We start from the raw sequence: 19,546 nt of genomic DNA on the forward strand, positions 1-19,546 counted from the left end.
GAGACCTCTGTTCTACCTTTAAACTATACCCCTGTAATAAAAATGGTGGAGGGGGGCAGATTCGAACTGCCGAACCCGAAGGAGCGGATTTACAGTCCGCCGCGTTTAGCCACTTCGCTACCCCTCCGCATATGGATGAAACATGGTGCCGGCAAGAGGACTTGAACCCCCAACCTACTGATTACAAGTCAGTTGCTCTACCAGTTGAGCTACACCGGCACTACTATGGTGGCTCAGGACGGAATCGAACCGCCGACACAAGGATTTTCAGTCCTTTGCTCTACCGACTGAGCTACTGAGCCAAACATTAAAAATGGCGGTCCCGACGGGAATCGAACCCGCGATCTCCTGCGTGACAGGCAGGCATGTTAACCGCTACACCACGGGACCATAGATTGCGGGGACAGGATTTGAACCTGCGACCTTCGGGTTATGAGCCCGACGAGCTACCGGACTGCTCCACCCCGCGACGGTAATAATGTTGCTATTATACATCAAGTTTTCGTGTTAAGCGTTTCAATGGGCTGAATAATCAATCCTTTATGCAGAAACAACCTGATCTTATTGAAAAATGGTGGAGGATGACGGGATCGAACCGCCGACCCTCTGCTTGTAAGGCAGATGCTCTCCCAGCTGAGCTAATCCTCCAATATGTTGTCTAAATGGTGACCCGTACGGGATTCGAACCCGTGTTACCGCCGTGAAAGGGCGGTGTCTTAACCGCTTGACCAACGGGCCAGGTATAAATGGCGGAGAGCAAGGGATTTGAACCCTTGAGACAGGGTTACCCGTCTACACGATTTCCAATCGTGCTCCTTCGGCCACTCGGACAGCTCTCCAATAATGGCTCCGCAGGTAGGACTCGAACCTACGACCGTTCGGTTAACAGCCGAATGCTCTACCACTGAGCTACTGCGGAACAATATAAGCTTGGCGACGTCCTACTCTCACAGGGGGAACCCCCCAACTACCATCGGCGCTGAAGAGCTTAACTGCCGTGTTCGGAATGGGAACGGGTGTGACCTCTTCGCTATCGTCACCAAACAATGTTAACATTTTTTCAAGACATATATTATTATAACGTCTTTTTGAGAAAATGCAAGAAGAAATTTTCATTCCTTCAAAACTAGATAATAAGAAGGTATTTCACTTTTTAAAAAGCGTTGGTTAAGTCCTCGATCTATTAGTATCAGTCAGCTCCACATGTCACCATGCTTCCACCTCTGACCTATCAACCTGATCATCTTTCAGGGATCTTACTAGCTTGCGCCATGGGAAATCTCATCTTGAGGGGGGCTTCATGCTTAGATGCTTTCAGCACTTATCCCGTCCGCACGTAGCTACCCAGCTATGCCTTTGGCAAGACAACTGGTACACCAGCGGTGCGTCCATCCCGGTCCTCTCGTACTAAGGACAGCTCCTCTCAAATTTCCTGCGCCCGCGACGGATAGGGACCGAACTGTCTCACGACGTTCTGAACCCAGCTCGCGTACCGCTTTAATGGGCGAACAGCCCAACCCTTGGGACCGACTACAGCCCCAGGATGCGATGAGCCGACATCGAGGTGCCAAACCTCCCCGTCGATGTGGACTCTTGGGGGAGATAAGCCTGTTATCCCCGGGGTAGCTTTTATCCGTTGAGCGATGGCCCTTCCATGCGGAACCACCGGATCACTAAGCCCGACTTTCGTCCCTGCTCGACTTGTAGGTCTCGCAGTCAAGCTCCCTTGTGCCTTTACACTCTACGAATGATTTCCAACCATTCTGAGGGAACCTTTGGGCGCCTCCGTTACTCTTTAGGAGGCGACCGCCCCAGTCAAACTGCCCACCTGACACTGTCTCCCACCCCGATAAGGGGCGCGGGTTAGAATTTCAATACAGCCAGGGTAGTATCCCACCAACGCCTCCACCGAAGCTGGCGCTCCGGCTTCTCAGGCTCCTACCTATCCTGTACAAGCTGTACCAAAATTCAATATCAGGCTGCAGTAAAGCTCCACGGGGTCTTTCCGTCCTGTCGCGGGTAACCTGCATCTTCACAGGTACTATAATTTCACCGAGTCTCTCGTTGAGACAGTGCCCAGATCGTTACACCTTTCGTGCGGGTCGGAACTTACCCGACAAGGAATTTCGCTACCTTAGGACCGTTATAGTTACGGCCGCCGTTTACTGGGGCTTCGGTTCAAAGCTTCGCTTGCGCTAACCTCTCCCCTTAACCTTCCAGCACCGGGCAGGTGTCAGCCCCTATACTTCGCCTTGCGGCTTCGCAGAGACCTGTGTTTTTGCTAAACAGTCGCCTGGGCCTATTCACTGCGGCTTTTCTGGGCTATTCACCCTAAAAAGCACCCCTTCTCCCGAAGTTACGGGGTCATTTTGCCGAGTTCCTTAACGAGAGTTCTCTCGCACACCTTAGGATTCTCTCCTCGCCTACCTGTGTCGGTTTGCGGTACGGGCACCTTACATCTCACTAGAGGCTTTTCTTGGCAGCGTGGAATCAGGAACTTCGGTACTATATTTCCCTCGCCATCACAGCTCCGCCTTAATGGAAACGGGATTTGCCTCGTTTCCGGCCTAACTGCTTGGACGCGCATATCCAACAGCGCGCTTACCCTATCCTTCTGCGTCCCCCCATCGTTCAAACGATGTATAGGTGGTACAGGAATATCAACCTGTTGTCCATCGCCTACGCCTTTCGGCCTCGGCTTAGGTCCCGACTAACCCTGAGCGGACGAGCCTTCCTCAGGAAACCTTAGGCATTCGGTGGAAGGGATTCTCACCCTTCTTTCGCTACTCATACCGGCATTCTCACTTCTAAGCGCTCCACCAGTCCTTCCGGTCTGACTTCAACGCCCTTAGAACGCTCTCCTACCATCGACACCATACGGTGTCAATCCACAGCTTCGGTGATACGTTTAGCCCCGGTACATTTTCGGCGCGGAGTCACTCGACCAGTGAGCTATTACGCACTCTTTAAATGGTGGCTGCTTCTAAGCCAACATCCTGGTTGTCTAAGCAACTCCACATCCTTTTCCACTTAACGTATACTTTGGGACCTTAGCTGGTGGTCTGGGCTGTTTCCCTTTCGACTACGGATCTTATCACTCGCAGTCTGACTCCCAAGAATAAGTATTTGGCATTCGGAGTTTGACTGAATTCGGTAACCCGTTGGGGGCCCCTAGTCCAATCAGTGCTCTACCTCCAATACTCTCATCTTGAGGCTAGCCCTAAAGCTATTTCGGAGAGAACCAGCTATCTCCAGGTTCGATTGGAATTTCTCCGCTACCCACACCTCATCCCCGCACTTTTCAACGTGCGTGGGTTCGGGCCTCCATTCAGTGTTACCTGAACTTCACCCTGGACATGGGTAGATCACCTGGTTTCGGGTCTACGACCTCATACTCATTCGCCCTATTCAGACTCGCTTTCGCTGCGGCTCCGTCTCATCAACTTAACCTCGCATGAAATCGTAACTCGCCGGTTCATTCTACAAAAGGCACGCCATTACCCATTAACGGGCTTTGACTACTTGTAGGCACACGGTTTCAGGATCTATTTCACTCCCCTTCCGGGGTGCTTTTCACCTTTCCCTCACGGTACTGGTTCACTATCGGTCACTAGGGAGTATTTAGCCTTGGGAGATGGTCCTCCCTGCTTCCGACGGGATTTCTCGTGTCCCGCCGTACTCAGGATCCACTCAGGAGGGAACGAAGTTTCAACTACAGGGTTTTTACCTTCTTCGACGGACCTTTCCAGGTCGCTTCATTTACCCCGTTCCTTTGTAACTCCATGTTGAGTGTCCTACAACCCCAAGAGGCAAGCCTCTTGGTTTGGGCTAATTCCGTTTCGCTCGCCGCTACTCAGGAAATCGCGTTTGCTTTCTCTTCCTCCGGGTACTTAGATGTTTCAGTTCCCCGGGTCTGCCTTCAGTACCCTATGTATTCAGGTAAAGATACTGTTCCATTACGAACAGTGGGTTTCCCCATTCGGAAATCTCCGGATCAAAGCTTACTTACAGCTCCCCGAAGCATATCGGTGTTAGTCCCGTCCTTCATCGGCTCCTAGTGCCAAGGCATCCACCGTGCGCCCTTTCTAACTTAACCGTTAAAAAAGATCTTACAGATGCTTTGAAAAAAATTAATTGCCTTCTATCTATTATCTAGTTTTCAAGGAACAAAGCAGAAAGAATCCATCACATCGTGATGTTCGTCTTTCCTATTTGAATGAATTACTCATTCAAAACTGAACAAAACAAAAGCGCTCTCGTAATTATCCTTAGAAAGGAGGTGATCCAGCCGCACCTTCCGATACGGCTACCTTGTTACGACTTCACCCCAATCATCTGTCCCACCTTAGGCGGCTGGCTCCATGAAGGTTACCTCACCGACTTCGGGTGTTACAAACTCTCGTGGTGTGACGGGCGGTGTGTACAAGGCCCGGGAACGTATTCACCGCGGCATGCTGATCCGCGATTACTAGCGATTCCGGCTTCATGCAGGCGAGTTGCAGCCTGCAATCCGAACTGAGAATGGCTTTATGGGATTCGCTTACCTTCGCAGGTTTGCAGCCCTTTGTACCATCCATTGTAGCACGTGTGTAGCCCAGGTCATAAGGGGCATGATGATTTGACGTCATCCCCACCTTCCTCCGGTTTGTCACCGGCAGTCACCTTAGAGTGCCCAACTGAATGCTGGCAACTAAGATCAAGGGTTGCGCTCGTTGCGGGACTTAACCCAACATCTCACGACACGAGCTGACGACAACCATGCACCACCTGTCACTCTGTCCCCCGAAGGGGAAAGCCCTATCTCTAGGGTTGTCAGAGGATGTCAAGACCTGGTAAGGTTCTTCGCGTTGCTTCGAATTAAACCACATGCTCCACCGCTTGTGCGGGCCCCCGTCAATTCCTTTGAGTTTCAGCCTTGCGGCCGTACTCCCCAGGCGGAGTGCTTAATGCGTTAGCTGCAGCACTAAAGGGCGGAAACCCTCTAACACTTAGCACTCATCGTTTACGGCGTGGACTACCAGGGTATCTAATCCTGTTTGCTCCCCACGCTTTCGCGCCTCAGTGTCAGTTACAGACCAGAAAGTCGCCTTCGCCACTGGTGTTCCTCCAAATCTCTACGCATTTCACCGCTACACTTGGAATTCCACTTTCCTCTTCTGCACTCAAGTTCCCCAGTTTCCAATGACCCTCCACGGTTGAGCCGTGGGCTTTCACATCAGACTTAAGGAACCACCTGCGCGCGCTTTACGCCCAATAATTCCGGACAACGCTTGCCACCTACGTATTACCGCGGCTGCTGGCACGTAGTTAGCCGTGGCTTTCTGGTTAGGTACCGTCAAGGTACCAGCAGTTACTCTGGTACTTGTTCTTCCCTAACAACAGAACTTTACGACCCGAAGGCCTTCTTCGTTCACGCGGCGTTGCTCCGTCAGACTTTCGTCCATTGCGGAAGATTCCCTACTGCTGCCTCCCGTAGGAGTCTGGGCCGTGTCTCAGTCCCAGTGTGGCCGATCACCCTCTCAGGTCGGCTACGCATCGTCGCCTTGGTGAGCCATTACCTCACCAACTAGCTAATGCGCCGCGGGCCCATCTATAAGTGACAGCGTAAACCGTCTTTCCATCTTCTCTCATGCGAGAAAAGAACGTATCCGGTATTAGCTCCGGTTTCCCGAAGTTATCCCAGTCTTATAGGCAGGTTGCCCACGTGTTACTCACCCGTCCGCCGCTAATCTCAGGGAGCAAGCTCCCATCGATTCGCTCGACTTGCATGTATTAGGCACGCCGCCAGCGTTCGTCCTGAGCCAGGATCAAACTCTCCGAAGAAATGTTTGACTTGCTCATTTGCTTTTTTGATAGTGTGTGCTCACTTAAAATTTAACGTTGGCGCTTTGTTTTGTTCAGTTTTCAAAGAGCAATTTCGATGTCGTCTACTTCGTAAGCGACTTTTACATCTTATCATGTTTTCAACTCTGTTGTCAACATGTTTTTTTATTTTTTTGTTTTGATGAAGCTGCGAAAGCTGATGTCCCGCAGCGACATGTATTAATATAACACCTATATTATTATTGGTCAACAATAAAAATGCATTTTTTTAAAAGTTTTTTGATACACGATAAAACCGATGATATACCTCGTGCCCTTTTGTCTCCGCTTTGATGACATCGATTACCTTCTTCTCTATCAAATATTCCAATAAAACGCCTAGGTCTACTGAATAAAACTTAACTTCCGGATGCTCCATAAGCTCTGCAATCGTCCACGGATCTTCTTTCATTCCCATTATTTCGACCAAATGCTGTGAACCTGCATTCGTCCTCGAATATATAAGAAATTCGCTCGCAAGGAATAAAAGCTCCAATCTTTTTTCGAGCGTTTCCTCACTGCTGATCAATTCTTTATACAGCTTGTAAATTTCAGGTTCCATATGCTTCACTTGGTTCCAGACAGTAACCTCCGGATAAAAGCCCTGTTCTATTATCTCCAAACGGGCCAAATGATGCAGGGAATGAACGATATGATTGTATGCCTCAAGATGATGGCCTTTTTCAAAGAAGCTTTTCCCATCCATGTACCTGCGAATTAACTTCGCGAACTCCATCCCCATCTTTAACTTCCTTCCATAGAAGGGGAACTCCCGGATTTCGGTTTTCAAACGGTCCAGATATTCGTTCCGGTCAAAAAGGACCTTCCCGTTATATATCCAGTCAACCACTTTGCGGTTCGTGCCTAATAGGAGCCATTCTTTTAATTGGTCTTCCTTTACGATATGCAAGGCCGCCTTTTTATCCTGGTATGTGTAATGTTTTAAAAACACGGCCTCTTCTGCTTCGTCTGCAATTACAAAAAGGATGTAGTCAAACGTATCGGTAATCGGGCTATTATCATCTCTTTTTTCTACTAACAAGATTCCAAGTGTAGATTTTAAACTTGCTCGCTCTTGATAAATCGGGCGAAGGATATCTTCCATCATAAATTCCTCCAAAACCTTTTTTTTAGATTTTCGACAAAACTCTTCAAATTCCTGCTTAGTTCCCTTACCCCAAACCAATTCAACAAAAGTAATATGTATCCTTTATTTCTTTTTTGTTCCATCCATTGTTTATGTTATAGTTAAAGTTATATTTTAGGAGGGACAATCCATGGCTAAATATTCTAGTAAAATCAATAAAATACGCACTTTTGCTTTGAGTTTGATTTTCATTGGCTTTATCGTAATGTACCTTGGGCTTTTCTTCAAAACACATCCTGTTGTCATGACGATTTTCATGGGGCTGGGCCTTTTATTCATAATCGCAAGCACAGGGGTTTATTTCTGGATTGGAATGCTTTCTACAAAATCGATCCAGGTTGTCTGCCCTAACTGCAGCAAACCTACAAAAATACTAGGACGTGTAGATATTTGCATGCATTGTGAAGAACCATTGACACTTGACAAAAAGTTGGAAGGCGAAGAATTCAATGAAAAATATAACCGGAAAAGCCTGCATGATTAAGTCGATTAGCTGAATTCCCTTTCAAGAAGGCTTTAACAATTGTATCATTTCTTCATAAACATGAAAAAAAGTTCCAACCAAGTGGAGGAACTTTTTTTAATGCGATTCTTTTTTCGCACAATCCATACAGTCGCCGTAGATTTCCATCCGATGGTGACTAACATTGAAACCAGTGACTTGTGCTGCGAAATGCTCGACTTCATCCAATGCAGGATAATCGAAGTCCACAATTTTACCGCAAGTTTGGCAAATTACATGATAATGATTCGTCGTCACAAAATCAAACCTTGCCGAAGAATCCCCATACGTAAGTTCTTTTACCAAACCTACCTCACGGAACACACGCAGGTTGTTATAAACCGTTGCCACACTCATATTCGGAAACTTGCCTTCCAGCGCTTTATATATATCATCAGCGGTAGGGTGGGACATGCAGCTTATCAAATACTCAAGTATCGCATGGCGTTGAGGAGTTATTCTTACACCGGTATCTTTTAAGGAATCCAACGCTTCTTTTAACTGAACTTCAGACACCGTCATCCACCTCTTTTTCTCATTAAGTATGCATTCTTAAATTATAATGTTTATAAATAGTGTACCTTTTATACGTTGAATTTGTCAATAATTCAATGGCTTAACCATTCTTTTTTAGTTTATTCATGAAGACTTGATTCTTTCCCATTTTTGCATTGAAACTTAGTATCCCCTAGATAAGTCGATTACGTTGGTGAAGTCTTTTCCAGCTTTTAGGTTCACGCATATTTTTTTCGAAATATGGCAATGGTCCTTGGTAAATATTCTCCGCTTTTACTTGAAAGATGCGATGTGACTGTAACATTCTCCATCCTCCAAAACGGATGCCCTTTTCCTAAAGGCTCCGGATCAAATACATCCAAGATGGCATGAGACAATTCTCCGGCATCCAGGGCTTCGATCAGCACTTCATCTTTAATCAGGTCGCCGCGGCCAATATTCACGAATACTGCAGATTCTTTCATGGCTTTGAAGTGTTCTTTTTGCAGAAGGCCTTTCGTTTCATCCGTACTTGGCAGGACGATACAATATAATCGGCTCGCGGTTTGGCTTCCATTAAATGATCCAGGTCATAAAGGTGATCGATGGATTGCACCGGTTTCCCGCTCCGGTTCATTCCTATCGTCTTCATCCCAAAGGCTTTCCCAAGACAAGCCACTTCCCCTCCAATTGCACCCACGCCCATTACGAGCATGGTCTTGCCATTCAATTCCCCTACTTCAATCTTTCTATCCCACAATTCTTCCTATTCATTCTTCCTATTCATTCTTCATAAGCAGCTTCAATTTCTTTTCATATTGCAAAAGCATCCCTATCGTATACTCGGCCATCGGGATTTTATGAATGCCTCTTGCGTTGGTCACCATTATGCCTCGTTCCTCGATGGCTTTAAATGGCATTATTTCCATCCCTGCACTCATGACCATGATCCATTTCAAGTTCGCTGCTTTCTGAATGATTTCTTCAGTTAAATCTTCACCATATGTAATTAAGATTTCCGCTTCACGAAGCGGCCCATCCTTTTTGATAAATGAAGTTCAAATCAGGAAAAGCTTTCATCATTTCCGTTTGGATACCTTCATTCGGAATGACAGTCGAAAGTACTAACATGTATATCTCCCCCTTTTAATTAACATAAAAAAACACGGGCTCTATGTGTCCCGCGCAACTTTCTCTGAGGAGGTATTCCCTTAATAAAGCATATTCGGGTGTCCCCTTTTTGAGTTGGACAAAAGCCTCATCCTTATTAAAAAAGGCTTTATTTTAAAGAATTTGGGTTTAATGCATGTAATTCCGGCAAAACAAAAAAGCCATCCCTTCTGATCAGGACGTCGTCGAAATAGATGTCACCGCCCCCATATTCCGGACGCTGGATCAAGACCATATCCCAATGTATCGATGACCTGTTTCCATTATCCGCTTCATCATAGGCAAGTCCAAGAGCCAAGTGCAGGCTCCCGCTTATTTTCTCATCCAACAAAATATCGTCCATAGGTTCCAATATGTATGGATTGATTCCAATAGCGAACTCCCCTATAAACCGGGACCCTTCATCAATATTCAGAATTTGGTTCATTTCAGGGTCACGATTGGAAGTCGCTTTAATGATTTTCCCCTTTTTCAAGTTTAATTCTATGTCACTAAAGGTGATTCCTTCATAGGTTGTGGGTGTGTTGAAGGATATCCTTCCATTGAGACTATCTTTTATGGGTGCCGTAAATACTTCCCCATCCGGTAAATTGTTTTTTCCGGCACATATGACGGCCGGCATGCCTTTGATGGAAAAGGTCAAATCTGTCCTTGGTGAAACGATCCTGACTTTGTCAGTACGTTGCATCAATTGTTTTAACGGCTTCAAAGCCGCCTCCATTTTCCCGTAATCCATTGTGCATACGTTCAAAAGAAAGTCTTCGTACCTCTTGAAGGTCATGCCGGCTTTTTGCGCTGATGCCTTGGTGGGATAATTAAGTAAGACCCAACGTCGGTTGTTTACATAAAAAAGTGTAGGGGAATTCATTGCCTCCCCTTGAAGACGGTGCCTCTCGATGGGAACATCAGTCATTTCGGCATTGTTTTCTTCCCCAGTGATGATGATGACCGCATCGATATCCGTATATTTCTTCAAGGCCCATTGTGAAGCTGTGTCAAGCTGCTCCTTCACATTCCCTAGTAACAGGTGGCGGCTTATCTCATCGTCCTCGAGTTCCACATATGGATAAGCACCCACTCTGTATATTTCATCAATCAACTCTTTCAATAATGGTTTCGTGTTGATATGCCCCCGTATGAGGATTCTCTCTTTAGGCTGTAATTGTATCGAATGATGAATCAGCCTGGCTGCAAGCTTCGTTATCCTCTCATCCCTCATCTGCCTATCCCTTATTTTTCGAGTTCGCGAAGAGTTTCAAGCGCTTCTTCGACGTGGCCTTTAACCTTTACTTTACGCCATTCTTTGACTACATTTCCAGCCTTATCAATGAGGAAAGTTGAACGTTCAATGCCCATATACTCCTTGCCGAAGTTCTTTTTCAATTGCCAAACATCAAATGATTCAGCCGCTTCATGATTTTCGTCAGCCAGCAGCAGAAAAGGCAGTCCATGTTTTTCGATGAATTTTTCATGACGTGCCGCTGGATCTGGGCTGATACCAAGGATGACCGCGTTCAGTTCCTCGAATTGCTCATTATGGTCCCGGAAATCACAGGCCTCCGTCGTGCAACCTGGCGTCATGTCTTTTGGGTAAAAATATAAAACAATGTTTTTCCCCTTAAAATCCGATAGGGAAACCATTTCACCATTGTTTGCAGGGAGTTTGAAATCAGGTGCTTTTTCTCCAATTTTAACAGTCATATTGAACCCTCCATTTCTTTCATTATGGTAAGAGTACCCAATAATCGAAAGAAACACAACTTTCATTTATCCTTCCTATCTTTCTGCTCCAGATCGATCACCGTCCGAATCACGAACGCTGCCGGCAGTGTATACCCAATGAAGGCCTGAATGGTAGCTATCATCCTGCCCATGCCAATCGGGGCTATATCTCCATACCCTACAGAAAACATCGTCATCGCACTAAAATAAAAAGAAGTCTTCAATTGTTCATAGAAAGTCCCATCCAACCGATTGCCCATATCAAGAATCACCGAATGATTCTGAAGCTCGTATAATAAATATATCAGTGCAAATCCAACTAATATCGTCGCATATAAATTGCCAAGCCACAGCATATCCTCAAGAGAAAACTTCTTTCCTCCCGACTCAACAAGAAATAACGTACGAATGCTCATCACCATGCAAAAAATGATCCCTGCAATCAAGATGTAGAAAGTCATCCCCCACGCCCCATTTCAAAACGCCACTTCCTCTATACATACTCCCTGTCCAAACAATATATTCTTTTTAGGAATCAGCCTTATCACCGACAAACGCATTAAACGGAAACTTTCCCTAATTCTTTTTCCATGTTGACCCTTTTGGTCGGATATGTTAAGATTGCCTAAATTTTTATAATAGTTTTTATTTTATAAATCTTTGACCTGCAAACAGTTAACAAGGCAGGTTTTGCAAAATTTCATATGTGGAAATAGGTTCCTAATTTTCATTAGGATTAAAAGGGAAGTCCGGTGTAATTCCGGCACGGTCCCGCCACTGTAATGGGAATGTTAGCGTCAATCAATTTGCCACTGATCAACGGATCGGGAAGGCCAGCCGCTAATGATATTCCCTAAGTCAGGAGACCTGCCTATTTCGACAACACTGTTTTAACCTACGGGAGATAGGGAGGTGTTAGGGACCTTATAATTGTAAGGGGCATTTTGCATGCCTCTTTATTTTAAGCATTTCTAACTTTCTTTTTTGACGGTTAGGAATGCTTTTTTTATTGTTCGATCAATTGAATGTAGGAGGATGGAAATTTTGAAGAGCAGCAGTTTGGGTTACCCTCGAATCGGGGAAGATCGTGAATGGAAACGTACATTGGAAGCTTACTGGTCCGGTAAAATCGATGAAGCGGAATTTACGTCACAACTAAAAGCCATCCGTTTAGGCAACTTACAAAAACAGAAGCAACGAGGCATTGATATCATCCCAGTCAACGACTTCACTTACTATGATCAAATGCTCGATATGTCCGTCATGTTCGGTCTTGTTCCTGAACGTTATTCAGCTTATGAAGGCGGAAGTGTCCCCCTTTCCGTTTATTATTCAATGGCCCGGGGAAACAATGATGAAGTCGCTTCAGAAATGACGAAATGGTTCAATACGAACTCTCACTATATTGTCCCTGAATTAAAACTGGCACAGCTTACTTTAACAGAAAATAAACCACTTACAGCATATCGGGAAGCCAAGGAAAAGCTAGGGATCGAAACGAAGCCCGTTTTGATCGGACCTTATACTTTCCTCTCCCTTTCAAAAGGCTTCAATAAACAAGAAATCCCTGGCATCATCCTGAGACTGCTTCCCCTATACACGCAAATCCTGCGGGAGTTGGAGCAAGAAGGCGTGAAGTGGGTTCAAATGGACGAGCCTTCCCTTGTTTCATCCATTTCCAAAGATGATATGCAAACCGTTACTTACCTTTATGAAAAACTGAATGAAGCAGCACCAAACCTGAACATCATGCTACAAACATACTTTGATGCGGTGGAACATTACCAAGAAGTCATCGAATTACAAGTCCAAGGGATCGGTCTTGATTTTGTACATGATAAAGGGAGGAATTTAAGTAACCTTGAGGCATTTGGTTTCCCGAAGGATAAAGTGCTTGCAGCAGGTGTGATTGATGGAAAAAACATTTGGCTATCTGATTTATCCCAAAAAATCGAATTGATCGAGACACTTAAGAAACAGGTAGCCGAGGACCAAATCTGGCTACAGCCCTCTTGTTCCCTGCTTCATGTCCCGGTGACCGTTCGAAATGAAACCGCCCTTTCAAAAGAAGTGAAAGAGGCCCTTGCTTTCGCTGATGAAAAACTTGAGGAAATCACACTTTTGGTCAAAGGGAATAATCAAGGCATTGAAGCGATCGCCGAAAAAGTCGATGCCAATAAATTTACGATTCAAACGTTAGCCAATTCAAATGTCCGAAATCACGGGTCTGTAAAATCCAATGTCGAAAAGGTTAAAAACGGGACCGCCGGCCGGCAGCTTCCATTTAAAGACCGTTACCAAAAACAACAGGAATTTTTCAAATTGCCTTTTCTCCCTTCGACTACGATCGGCAGCTTTCCGCAGACATTTGAAGTTAAACAAGCACGCGGGAAATTCAATAGAGGAGAATGGACAGCAAAGCAATATGAAACATTCGTTAACGAAGAAATCGGCAGGTGGATCGAAATCCAAGAAGAAATCGGTTTGGATGTTCTCGTTCATGGGGAATTCGAACGGACGGATATGGTTGAATACTTCGGCCATAAATTAGGCGGATTCGTCTTTTTAGAAAAGGGTTGGGTACAGTCCTATGGATCCCGCTGCGTGAAACCGCCAGTCATCTACGGCGACATCCATTTCATCGAACCGATGACAGTCAGGGAAAGTGTATACGCACAATCACTGACGAAGAAGACGGTGAAGGGAATGCTGACAGGTCCTGTTACGATTTTGAACTGGTCTTTCGTCCGTGATGATATTTCTAGGGAGGATGTTTGCTATCAGCTGGCGCTCGCTTTGGAAAAAGAGGTCATTGCCTTGGAATCTGCTGGAATTAAAATGATTCAGGTTGATGAGCCTGCACTTAGAGAAGGTCTGCCATTGAAAAAAAGCGATCGTGACGAGTATTTGAACTGGGCAGTGAATTCATTCTTGATATCCACATCTAGCGTGGAGGATACAACCCAAATTCACACGCATATGTGCTATTGCGACTTCAATAGTTTCATGGATGTCATCTCCTCCCTCGATGCCGATGTAATTTCCATCGAAACATCCCGCAGTCATGGGGAGCTCGCTTCCGCATTCGAGGAAAAAACATATGAAAAAGGCATTGGCCTGGGTGTGTATGATATTCACAGCCCGCGTGTGCCGGCAGTGGAAGAAATGGTCGATATGATTGAACGGGGCATCAAGGTATTGGATAAAGACCAGTTTTGGATCAATCCCGACTGCGGCCTGAAAACAAGGGGTATCCCGGAAACCGTCGCTTCCCTGAAAAACATGGTCGAAGCAGCAAAAGCCGTCCGTAAAAAACTTTTAGTAAACCAGCAGGCAAATGATTGAAAAGAACGTTGCTCATCCAACACAGCAGTCACGGACTTTTTTAACTGACCTTGTTTTTCCACCGGATACAAATCATCATAATACCATCTTTGGCGGAAAAGTAATGGCCTATGTTGATAAAATAGCTTGCATTTCCGCTATGCGACATTGTCGAAAACCCGTTGTGACTGCTTCAAGCGACTCTTTTGATTTTTTGGCCCCCATCAAAACAGGGGACGCGATCAACCTTGAAGCTTATGTCACCTGTACTCATCGCACATCAATGGAGGTATTCGTGAAAGTGGAACGTGAGAACCTACTAACAGGTGAAAAACAGCTAACGGCACGCGCTTTTTTAACGATGCTTGCCATTGATGAAGACGGTAAGCCGACAAACGTACCACAGGTCATCCCGGAAACGGAAGAGGAAAAACAGCAATATGTTCAAGCCCAAGCTAGATATATTGAAAGAAAGAAAAAACGGAACTAAACAAAAACCCCTTCAACATGAATGCTGTTGAAGGGGTTCTTTCAGTTCCCTGCTCCGCGGTACCTCTTCACTCCCTGATTCCATATAAAAACGGATATCACGAAAAAGGCAACCCCAATTACAGGTGTGGCAAATGCATATGCATACCACTCTTCTTTTCTTAGGAAATAAGATGCCGGATAGACACCGACAAACGCGAATGGCAGCACCCATGTAAGGACAAAACGGATGACCTTATTATAAATATCAACAGGATAGCGCCCGTAGTTCCCGATATTGTACATCATTGGCATGATGGATGTTTTCGCATCCGACCAGAACCCAATGCTTGCTATCGCAACGAATATGGCTGCATAGGCAAGTGCCCCGCCTATTGCAAAAATGATGAAAAGAATCGGGTCATACCACGCAAGCTGAAGATCCAATGAAATCGCCGAATAGAATATGATGATCAAACCGGTCACAACACCAAATAACGCTTCAAGCTCGATTCTTTCTAAAATGACTTGAAACAGGCTATGTATCGGTCTTGTTAATATCCGGTCCATTTCACCTTTGACGATATAGCGGTCATTAAAATCCCAGATGTTGAAAAAGGCCGAAAAAAGGGCGAATGGGATAAGGAAAAACCCATAAATGAATATGATTTCTTCACGGCTCCAGCCGCTTAAAAATTGCGTATGTCCAAAAACGACCAAGATAAATACCAGATTCACGACCTGATTGAGCAAGTCAGATAGGATTTCCATGAAGAAATCGGCTCTATATTGCAGTCTTGTCTTCATATATTGACTCACATATTGAAAAAACATCGATACATAAAACATCCCGTCAACCTCCTTGAATAATCAGCTGTTTTTTTGCGACTATCCATAAAAGCTGAATCGGTATTATGAGAATGATGCACCAAATTAACTGCTGTAAAAGCGCCATGCCAATTTCGCCTGAACTGTAACCGTTCGTAAAAATCATGCTTGGTACATAGCTGATCCCTTGAAAGGGTAAATATTTCATCACTTCCTGCGCCCATATAGGATAGAAACTGATGGGCAGCAGCAGACCGGAAAATAAATCAATGATAACCCTTTTAGCGCGGATTAATCCGGCATTATTATATAAGAAAAAGGTAGTGATTCCCGTCAATAAATTAATTTGTGTATTGATGATGAAACTGAACAGCAAGGAAATGCCGAAGATCCCCCATACAGCCGGATCATGCGGCAATTCAATAGGAAAAATGAAAGCTACCAGCAGCATCCCCGGAATCGAGAAGAAGAAAAAACGGAATATCCCTTCCCCAAGTCCTTGCATCGTTTTCATGCCTAAATAGTTATAAGGCCGGATCATTTCAATGGCGACCTTGCCGTCTTTAATCTCAGTGGCGATTTCGCGGTCAATATTATTGAAATAAAAAGCGCGCGCCATCCATGCAACCGCAACATAGGTTGTCATCTGCATACCTGAAAGTCCTTCGATGGAGCTTTTTTCTCCATATATCGCATTCCATAAGAAATAATAAGCACCGATATTAATGCTATAAATTAAAATGCCGGTATAATAATCCGTTCGATACGCAAGCATCATCAAAAAACGCATGCGGATCATGGCAAGATACTTCCCCATGGCCCTCCCCCTTCTTGATAGACACGTTGTTTCTTAATGATAAGAGAGTCAGACAGTGCCTTCTTCGTAAATGTTGCGAACAATTTCTTCAATGGACGTTTCATGAATTTTGATGTCCTTTATTTTAAAATGAGATACGACAGCTGAAACAAGCTGTGAAATATGATCACTTTCTTCTTTCAACAAGGCAATGTATGTTTGATTTTTCTCATCATGAACCCAGTTAGCGGTAAATGGGAGCGCTAATGATTGCAATTCCTTCAATGCGATCGGCTCGATGAATTGAAAATGGATCTGTTTTTCCTCAGCCCAGTTATCTTTTAAACTCTGCAATTCCCCATCATAGATGATTTGCCCTTCATCAAGCATGATTACACGCTCACATAATGCTTCAATGTCCCCTAAATCATGGGTGGTCAAAAGGATTGTCGTATTATATTTCTCATTGATTTCTTTCAGGAACTCACGAATCTTCATTTTCACGAGCACATCAAGTCCAATTGTCGGCTCGTCCAGGAACAGCAAAGGCGGATTATGGATCAAGGCTGCCGCAAGCTCGCAGCGCATTCGCTGACCAAGCGAGAGTTTACGCACTGGTTTGTCCAGCAAAGGACCGATATCAAGCGTCTTGATGACATGTTCCATATGATCGTTATATTGTTCATCCGTTACCTTATAGACTTTTTTCAGCAGCCTAAACGATTCTTGAACCGCAATATCCCACCAAAGCTGTGAGCGCTGACCGAATACGACTCCGATAGTCTGAGTGAACTTTTCCCTCTCTTTATGCGGATTCATGCCATTGACCGTGATTTCGCCTGCTGTCGGTTCCAAAATACCTGTCAGCATTTTGATCGTGGTCGATTTCCCTGCACCATTTTCCCCGATATAAGCTACCATCTCACCCTTTTTTACAGTAAAATTGATATCATTGACGGCAGGGACGACCTTATAATTTCTGGTAAGTAAATCCCGGAAGGCACCCTTTAGCCCTGAACGGCTTGATGCCGACTTAAATTCCTTCCGAAGCTGTTTCACTTGAATTGCATCACTCATCCTGTTACATCCTCCGTAATCTCTTGTCCTAATGAATTAGTTTATCCAAACCAACCTTTTTAGACAATAAAAATGCTTGGATGCCATATACCATTTTCAGGGAGGAAATGGCCGTTGTACCAGATACATATATAAAGGAGACGAGTATGCTATGAATATCAAAAAATTATTACTATCCCAAATTGAAAAGGTCGTTTTCGACCTTCGATATGACTTCCTTTATGAAGATGAGTGCGGTGAATTATTATGCCAGGTCATCCAAAGGGATTCCAGCGGGTCGATCGAAAGCACACCCATCAGTTTCCACCTTCGCATTAATGAAGAGAAAGGAACCGGGCAGCTAATCTATTACCAAGCCCAGGGCGAAGTGAACCGCCAATCCTTCGACATCGAAAATCCTGACACCATCTTGGCCATCCTTACTTTCATAACAGGAGTTTTGGGATCCCCCCAAAAAAATGTTGGCCCGGAATCCTGATTCTTCTGGGGGTGCTGCGTTTCCACCAGGGTACGAATCACATTTCCTAGCCTTCCACCCCAGATTTCCAGAGAGAAAAGTGCTATGATTAAGGGGAAATATGTTTATATTTATAGGAGGTTTTAAGATTGGATTTTAGAAATTCGGAGCTTTTACATAAAGAGGCATTGGAACATATCGTTGGCGGGGTTAACAGCCCATCCCGTTCTTACAAAGCTGTAGGCGGCGGTTCGCCAGTTGCGATGGATCATGCCAAAGGGGCTTATTTCTGGGATGTTGATGGCAATAAATATATCGATTATTTAGCTGCATATGGCCCGATCATCACAGGGCATGCGCATCCACATATAACGGAGGCTATCGTTAAAGCAGCGGAATCCGGCGTTTTATACGGCACTCCGACAAAACATGAAGTCAAATTTGCCAAAATGCTGAAAGAAGCCATACCATCCATGGATAAAGTCCGCTTCACCAATTCAGGCACCGAATCAGTCATGTCCACCATCCGTGTTGCCCGCGCTTACACAGGGCGCGATAAGATCATCAAGTTTGCAGGCTGTTACCATGGACACTCCGACCTTGTTCTCGTCGCTGCAGGTTCCGGCCCGTCCACTCTAGGTACACCGGACTCTGCAGGCGTTCCAAAAAGCATTGCACAAGAAGTCATAACGGTACCTTTCAATGATATCGGTTCATTTAAAGAAGCACTTGATAAATGGGGCAATGAAATTGCAGGCGTGTTGGTAGAACCGATCGTCGGCAACTTTGGAATCGTGGAACCAAGTCCTGGCTTCCTGGAAGAAGTCATTTCATTATCTCATGAAGCAGGATCACTCGTCATTTTCGACGAGGTCATCACAGCATTCCGATTCATGTATGGAGGGGCACAGGACTACTTGGGAATTCAACCTGATTTGACCGCGCTTGGAAAAATCATCGGGGGCGGGCTTCCCATTGGTGCCTATGGCGGTAAAAAAGAGATCATGGATTCTGTCGCACCTCTGGGACCAGCCTATCAAGCTGGTACGATGGCAGGAAATCCGGCCTCCATGCTTTCCGGGATAGCTTGCTTAGAAGTACTTAAAGAAGAGGGGCTTTACGAAGAGCTTGACCGCCTGGGGAAAATCCTTGAAGAAGGTATCCTGAAAGCGGCTGGCCAATATAATGTTCCGATCACCATCAACCGCCTTAAAGGGGCGTTGACGATTTATTTCACGACAGAAAAAATTGAAAACTATGAGCAGGCGGAAAATACGGATGGCGAAATGTTCGCCAAGTTCTTCAAACTCATGCTCAATCAGGGAATCAATTTGGCACCGTCCAAATACGAAGCCTGGTTCTTGACAATCGCTCACACGGATGATGATATCGCTTATACTCTAAAAGCGGTTGAACATGCATTCAAAAACCTAATATAACAAATCGAATCAGCATAATTATGCATTTTTTATACACCCTCAGGATGTACATCTATCTTGAGGGTTTCTTATTTCCCTGTAATTAATCTTTAATATTAGCATTTGAAGCCAATCTTCATAAAAATCCCATCAATCACAGCATCCATTCCATTGTATAAAAAATTGATTTCTGAATATTTAAATGATATGATATGGATACATTTATATACATTTATACACTTTCTTTCAATCTATCAAAACTTGGACTATTGTTCGGGTT

General features: G+C 44.9%; 14 protein-coding genes, 9 tRNA genes, 3 rRNA genes, 1 pseudogene and 1 riboswitch. Of the genes and pseudogenes, 5 read left to right on the forward strand and 22 right to left on the reverse strand.

Annotated elements, in window-relative coordinates; all coding sequences use genetic code 11:
- Positions 1 to 43 precede the first annotated feature (43 nt).
- The 13 genes from A6755_RS23120 to A6755_RS23180 all read right to left on the reverse strand — a co-directional run bounded on the left by A6755_RS23120 (position 44) and on the right by A6755_RS23180 (position 6,967).
- Positions 44 to 127: transfer RNA gene (locus A6755_RS23120), tRNA-Tyr, on the reverse strand.
- A 16-nt stretch (positions 128 to 143) separates the two neighbouring features.
- Positions 144 to 219 (reverse strand) — tRNA-Thr (locus A6755_RS23125).
- A gap of 7 nt (positions 220 to 226) precedes the next feature.
- A tRNA-Phe gene (locus A6755_RS23130) sits at positions 227 to 302 on the reverse strand.
- 12 nt (positions 303 to 314) lie between these two features.
- A tRNA-Asp gene (locus A6755_RS23135) sits at positions 315 to 390 on the reverse strand.
- 5 nt (positions 391 to 395) lie between these two features.
- Positions 396 to 469 (reverse strand) — tRNA-Met (locus A6755_RS23140).
- Between the two features lie 103 nt (positions 470 to 572).
- Positions 573 to 648: transfer RNA gene (locus A6755_RS23145), tRNA-Val, on the reverse strand.
- A gap of 15 nt (positions 649 to 663) precedes the next feature.
- A tRNA-Glu gene (locus A6755_RS23150) sits at positions 664 to 738 on the reverse strand.
- Between the two features lie 9 nt (positions 739 to 747).
- Positions 748 to 839 (reverse strand) — tRNA-Ser (locus A6755_RS23155).
- Positions 840 to 844: 5 nt separating this feature from the next.
- Positions 845 to 919 (reverse strand) — tRNA-Asn (locus A6755_RS23160).
- A 9-nt stretch (positions 920 to 928) separates the two neighbouring features.
- Positions 929 to 1,044: ribosomal RNA gene (gene rrf, locus A6755_RS23165) — 5S ribosomal RNA — on the reverse strand.
- Between the two features lie 119 nt (positions 1,045 to 1,163).
- Positions 1,164 to 4,096 (reverse strand): 23S ribosomal RNA (locus A6755_RS23170).
- 176 nt (positions 4,097 to 4,272) lie between these two features.
- Positions 4,273 to 5,823, reverse strand: a 16S ribosomal RNA gene (locus A6755_RS23175).
- The 16S, 23S and 5S rRNA genes sit together here with 9 tRNA genes alongside, the layout of an rRNA operon.
- A 268-nt stretch (positions 5,824 to 6,091) precedes the next feature.
- Positions 6,092 to 6,967 carry a nucleotidyltransferase-like protein gene (locus tag A6755_RS23180; protein ID WP_034305324.1) on the reverse strand — a complete coding sequence of 292 codons (876 nt, stop codon included), beginning with the start codon at positions 6,965 to 6,967 and terminating at the stop codon, positions 6,092 to 6,094.
- Positions 6,968 to 7,139: 172 nt separating this feature from the next.
- On the opposite strand from A6755_RS23180, the gene A6755_RS23185 reads away from it, so the two are divergent.
- Positions 7,140 to 7,493: a YgzB family protein gene (locus A6755_RS23185; RefSeq protein WP_034305326.1), complete on the forward strand. Its 354-nt coding sequence runs from the start codon at positions 7,140 to 7,142 to the stop codon at positions 7,491 to 7,493.
- A 96-nt stretch (positions 7,494 to 7,589) separates the two neighbouring features.
- Here the strand turns inward: A6755_RS23185 and perR are convergent, their stop codons facing one another.
- The 6 genes and pseudogenes from perR to A6755_RS23210 all read right to left on the reverse strand — a co-directional run bounded on the left by perR (position 7,590) and on the right by A6755_RS23210 (position 11,359).
- Complete coding sequence (gene perR, locus A6755_RS23190; protein WP_034305329.1) at positions 7,590 to 8,033, reverse strand: peroxide-responsive transcriptional repressor PerR; 444 nt, start codon at positions 8,031 to 8,033, stop codon at positions 7,590 to 7,592.
- A gap of 212 nt (positions 8,034 to 8,245) precedes the next feature.
- Positions 8,246 to 8,721 (reverse strand): annotated as a pseudogene (locus tag A6755_RS28385) (NAD(P)-dependent oxidoreductase).
- A gap of 64 nt (positions 8,722 to 8,785) precedes the next feature.
- Positions 8,786 to 9,055 (reverse strand): Rossmann-fold NAD(P)-binding domain-containing protein, encoded by a 270-nt coding sequence (locus A6755_RS27810; RefSeq protein WP_347876812.1) that lies wholly within the window; start codon positions 9,053 to 9,055, stop codon positions 8,786 to 8,788.
- A 230-nt stretch (positions 9,056 to 9,285) separates the two neighbouring features.
- Entirely contained in the window at positions 9,286 to 10,395 is a 1,110-nt protein-coding gene (locus A6755_RS23200; RefSeq protein WP_063592100.1) for an aminopeptidase, read from the reverse strand.
- A gap of 11 nt (positions 10,396 to 10,406) precedes the next feature.
- Complete coding sequence (bcp, locus tag A6755_RS23205) at positions 10,407 to 10,877, reverse strand: thioredoxin-dependent thiol peroxidase (protein ID WP_034306447.1); 471 nt, start codon at positions 10,875 to 10,877, stop codon at positions 10,407 to 10,409.
- A 62-nt stretch (positions 10,878 to 10,939) separates the two neighbouring features.
- Positions 10,940 to 11,359, reverse strand: a complete 420-nt coding sequence (locus A6755_RS23210) for a potassium channel family protein (protein ID WP_034305333.1) — start codon at positions 11,357 to 11,359, stop codon at positions 10,940 to 10,942.
- A gap of 236 nt (positions 11,360 to 11,595) precedes the next feature.
- Positions 11,596 to 11,787: riboswitch (cobalamin riboswitch) on the forward strand.
- 146 nt (positions 11,788 to 11,933) lie between these two features.
- On the opposite strand from A6755_RS23210, the gene metE reads away from it, so the two are divergent.
- Complete coding sequence (gene metE, locus A6755_RS23215; RefSeq protein WP_174878766.1) at positions 11,934 to 14,243, forward strand: 5-methyltetrahydropteroyltriglutamate--homocysteine S-methyltransferase; 2,310 nt, start codon at positions 11,934 to 11,936, stop codon at positions 14,241 to 14,243.
- Positions 14,236 to 14,712, forward strand: coding sequence for an acyl-CoA thioesterase (locus tag A6755_RS23220; RefSeq protein WP_063592101.1), 477 nt, complete (start codon positions 14,236 to 14,238; stop codon positions 14,710 to 14,712). Before metE ends, A6755_RS23220 begins: the two co-directional genes overlap by 8 nt.
- Before the next feature lie 41 nt (positions 14,713 to 14,753).
- Here the strand turns inward: A6755_RS23220 and A6755_RS23225 are convergent, their stop codons facing one another.
- Genes A6755_RS23225 through A6755_RS23235 form a run of 3 tightly spaced genes read right to left on the reverse strand, consistent with a single transcriptional unit; the run spans position 14,754 to position 17,391 of the window.
- Complete coding sequence (locus A6755_RS23225; RefSeq protein WP_053533803.1) at positions 14,754 to 15,539, reverse strand: ABC transporter permease; 786 nt, start codon at positions 15,537 to 15,539, stop codon at positions 14,754 to 14,756.
- A 4-nt stretch (positions 15,540 to 15,543) separates the two neighbouring features.
- Entirely contained in the window at positions 15,544 to 16,335 is a 792-nt protein-coding gene (locus tag A6755_RS23230; protein WP_063592102.1) for an ABC transporter permease, read from the reverse strand.
- A gap of 48 nt (positions 16,336 to 16,383) precedes the next feature.
- Positions 16,384 to 17,391, reverse strand: a complete 1,008-nt coding sequence (locus A6755_RS23235; protein WP_057278728.1) for an ABC transporter ATP-binding protein — start codon at positions 17,389 to 17,391, stop codon at positions 16,384 to 16,386.
- Between the two features lie 151 nt (positions 17,392 to 17,542).
- On the opposite strand from A6755_RS23235, the gene A6755_RS23240 reads away from it, so the two are divergent.
- Positions 17,543 to 17,869: a hypothetical protein gene (locus tag A6755_RS23240; RefSeq protein WP_063592103.1), complete on the forward strand. Its 327-nt coding sequence runs from the start codon at positions 17,543 to 17,545 to the stop codon at positions 17,867 to 17,869.
- Positions 17,870 to 17,997: 128 nt separating this feature from the next.
- Entirely contained in the window at positions 17,998 to 19,287 is a 1,290-nt protein-coding gene (locus tag A6755_RS23245) for a glutamate-1-semialdehyde 2,1-aminomutase (RefSeq protein ID WP_063592104.1), read from the forward strand.
- Positions 19,288 to 19,546 lie beyond the last annotated feature (259 nt).

This window comes from Peribacillus frigoritolerans (genome assembly GCF_001636405.1).
GTDB lineage: Bacteria > Bacillota > Bacilli > Bacillales > DSM-1321 > Peribacillus > Peribacillus frigoritolerans.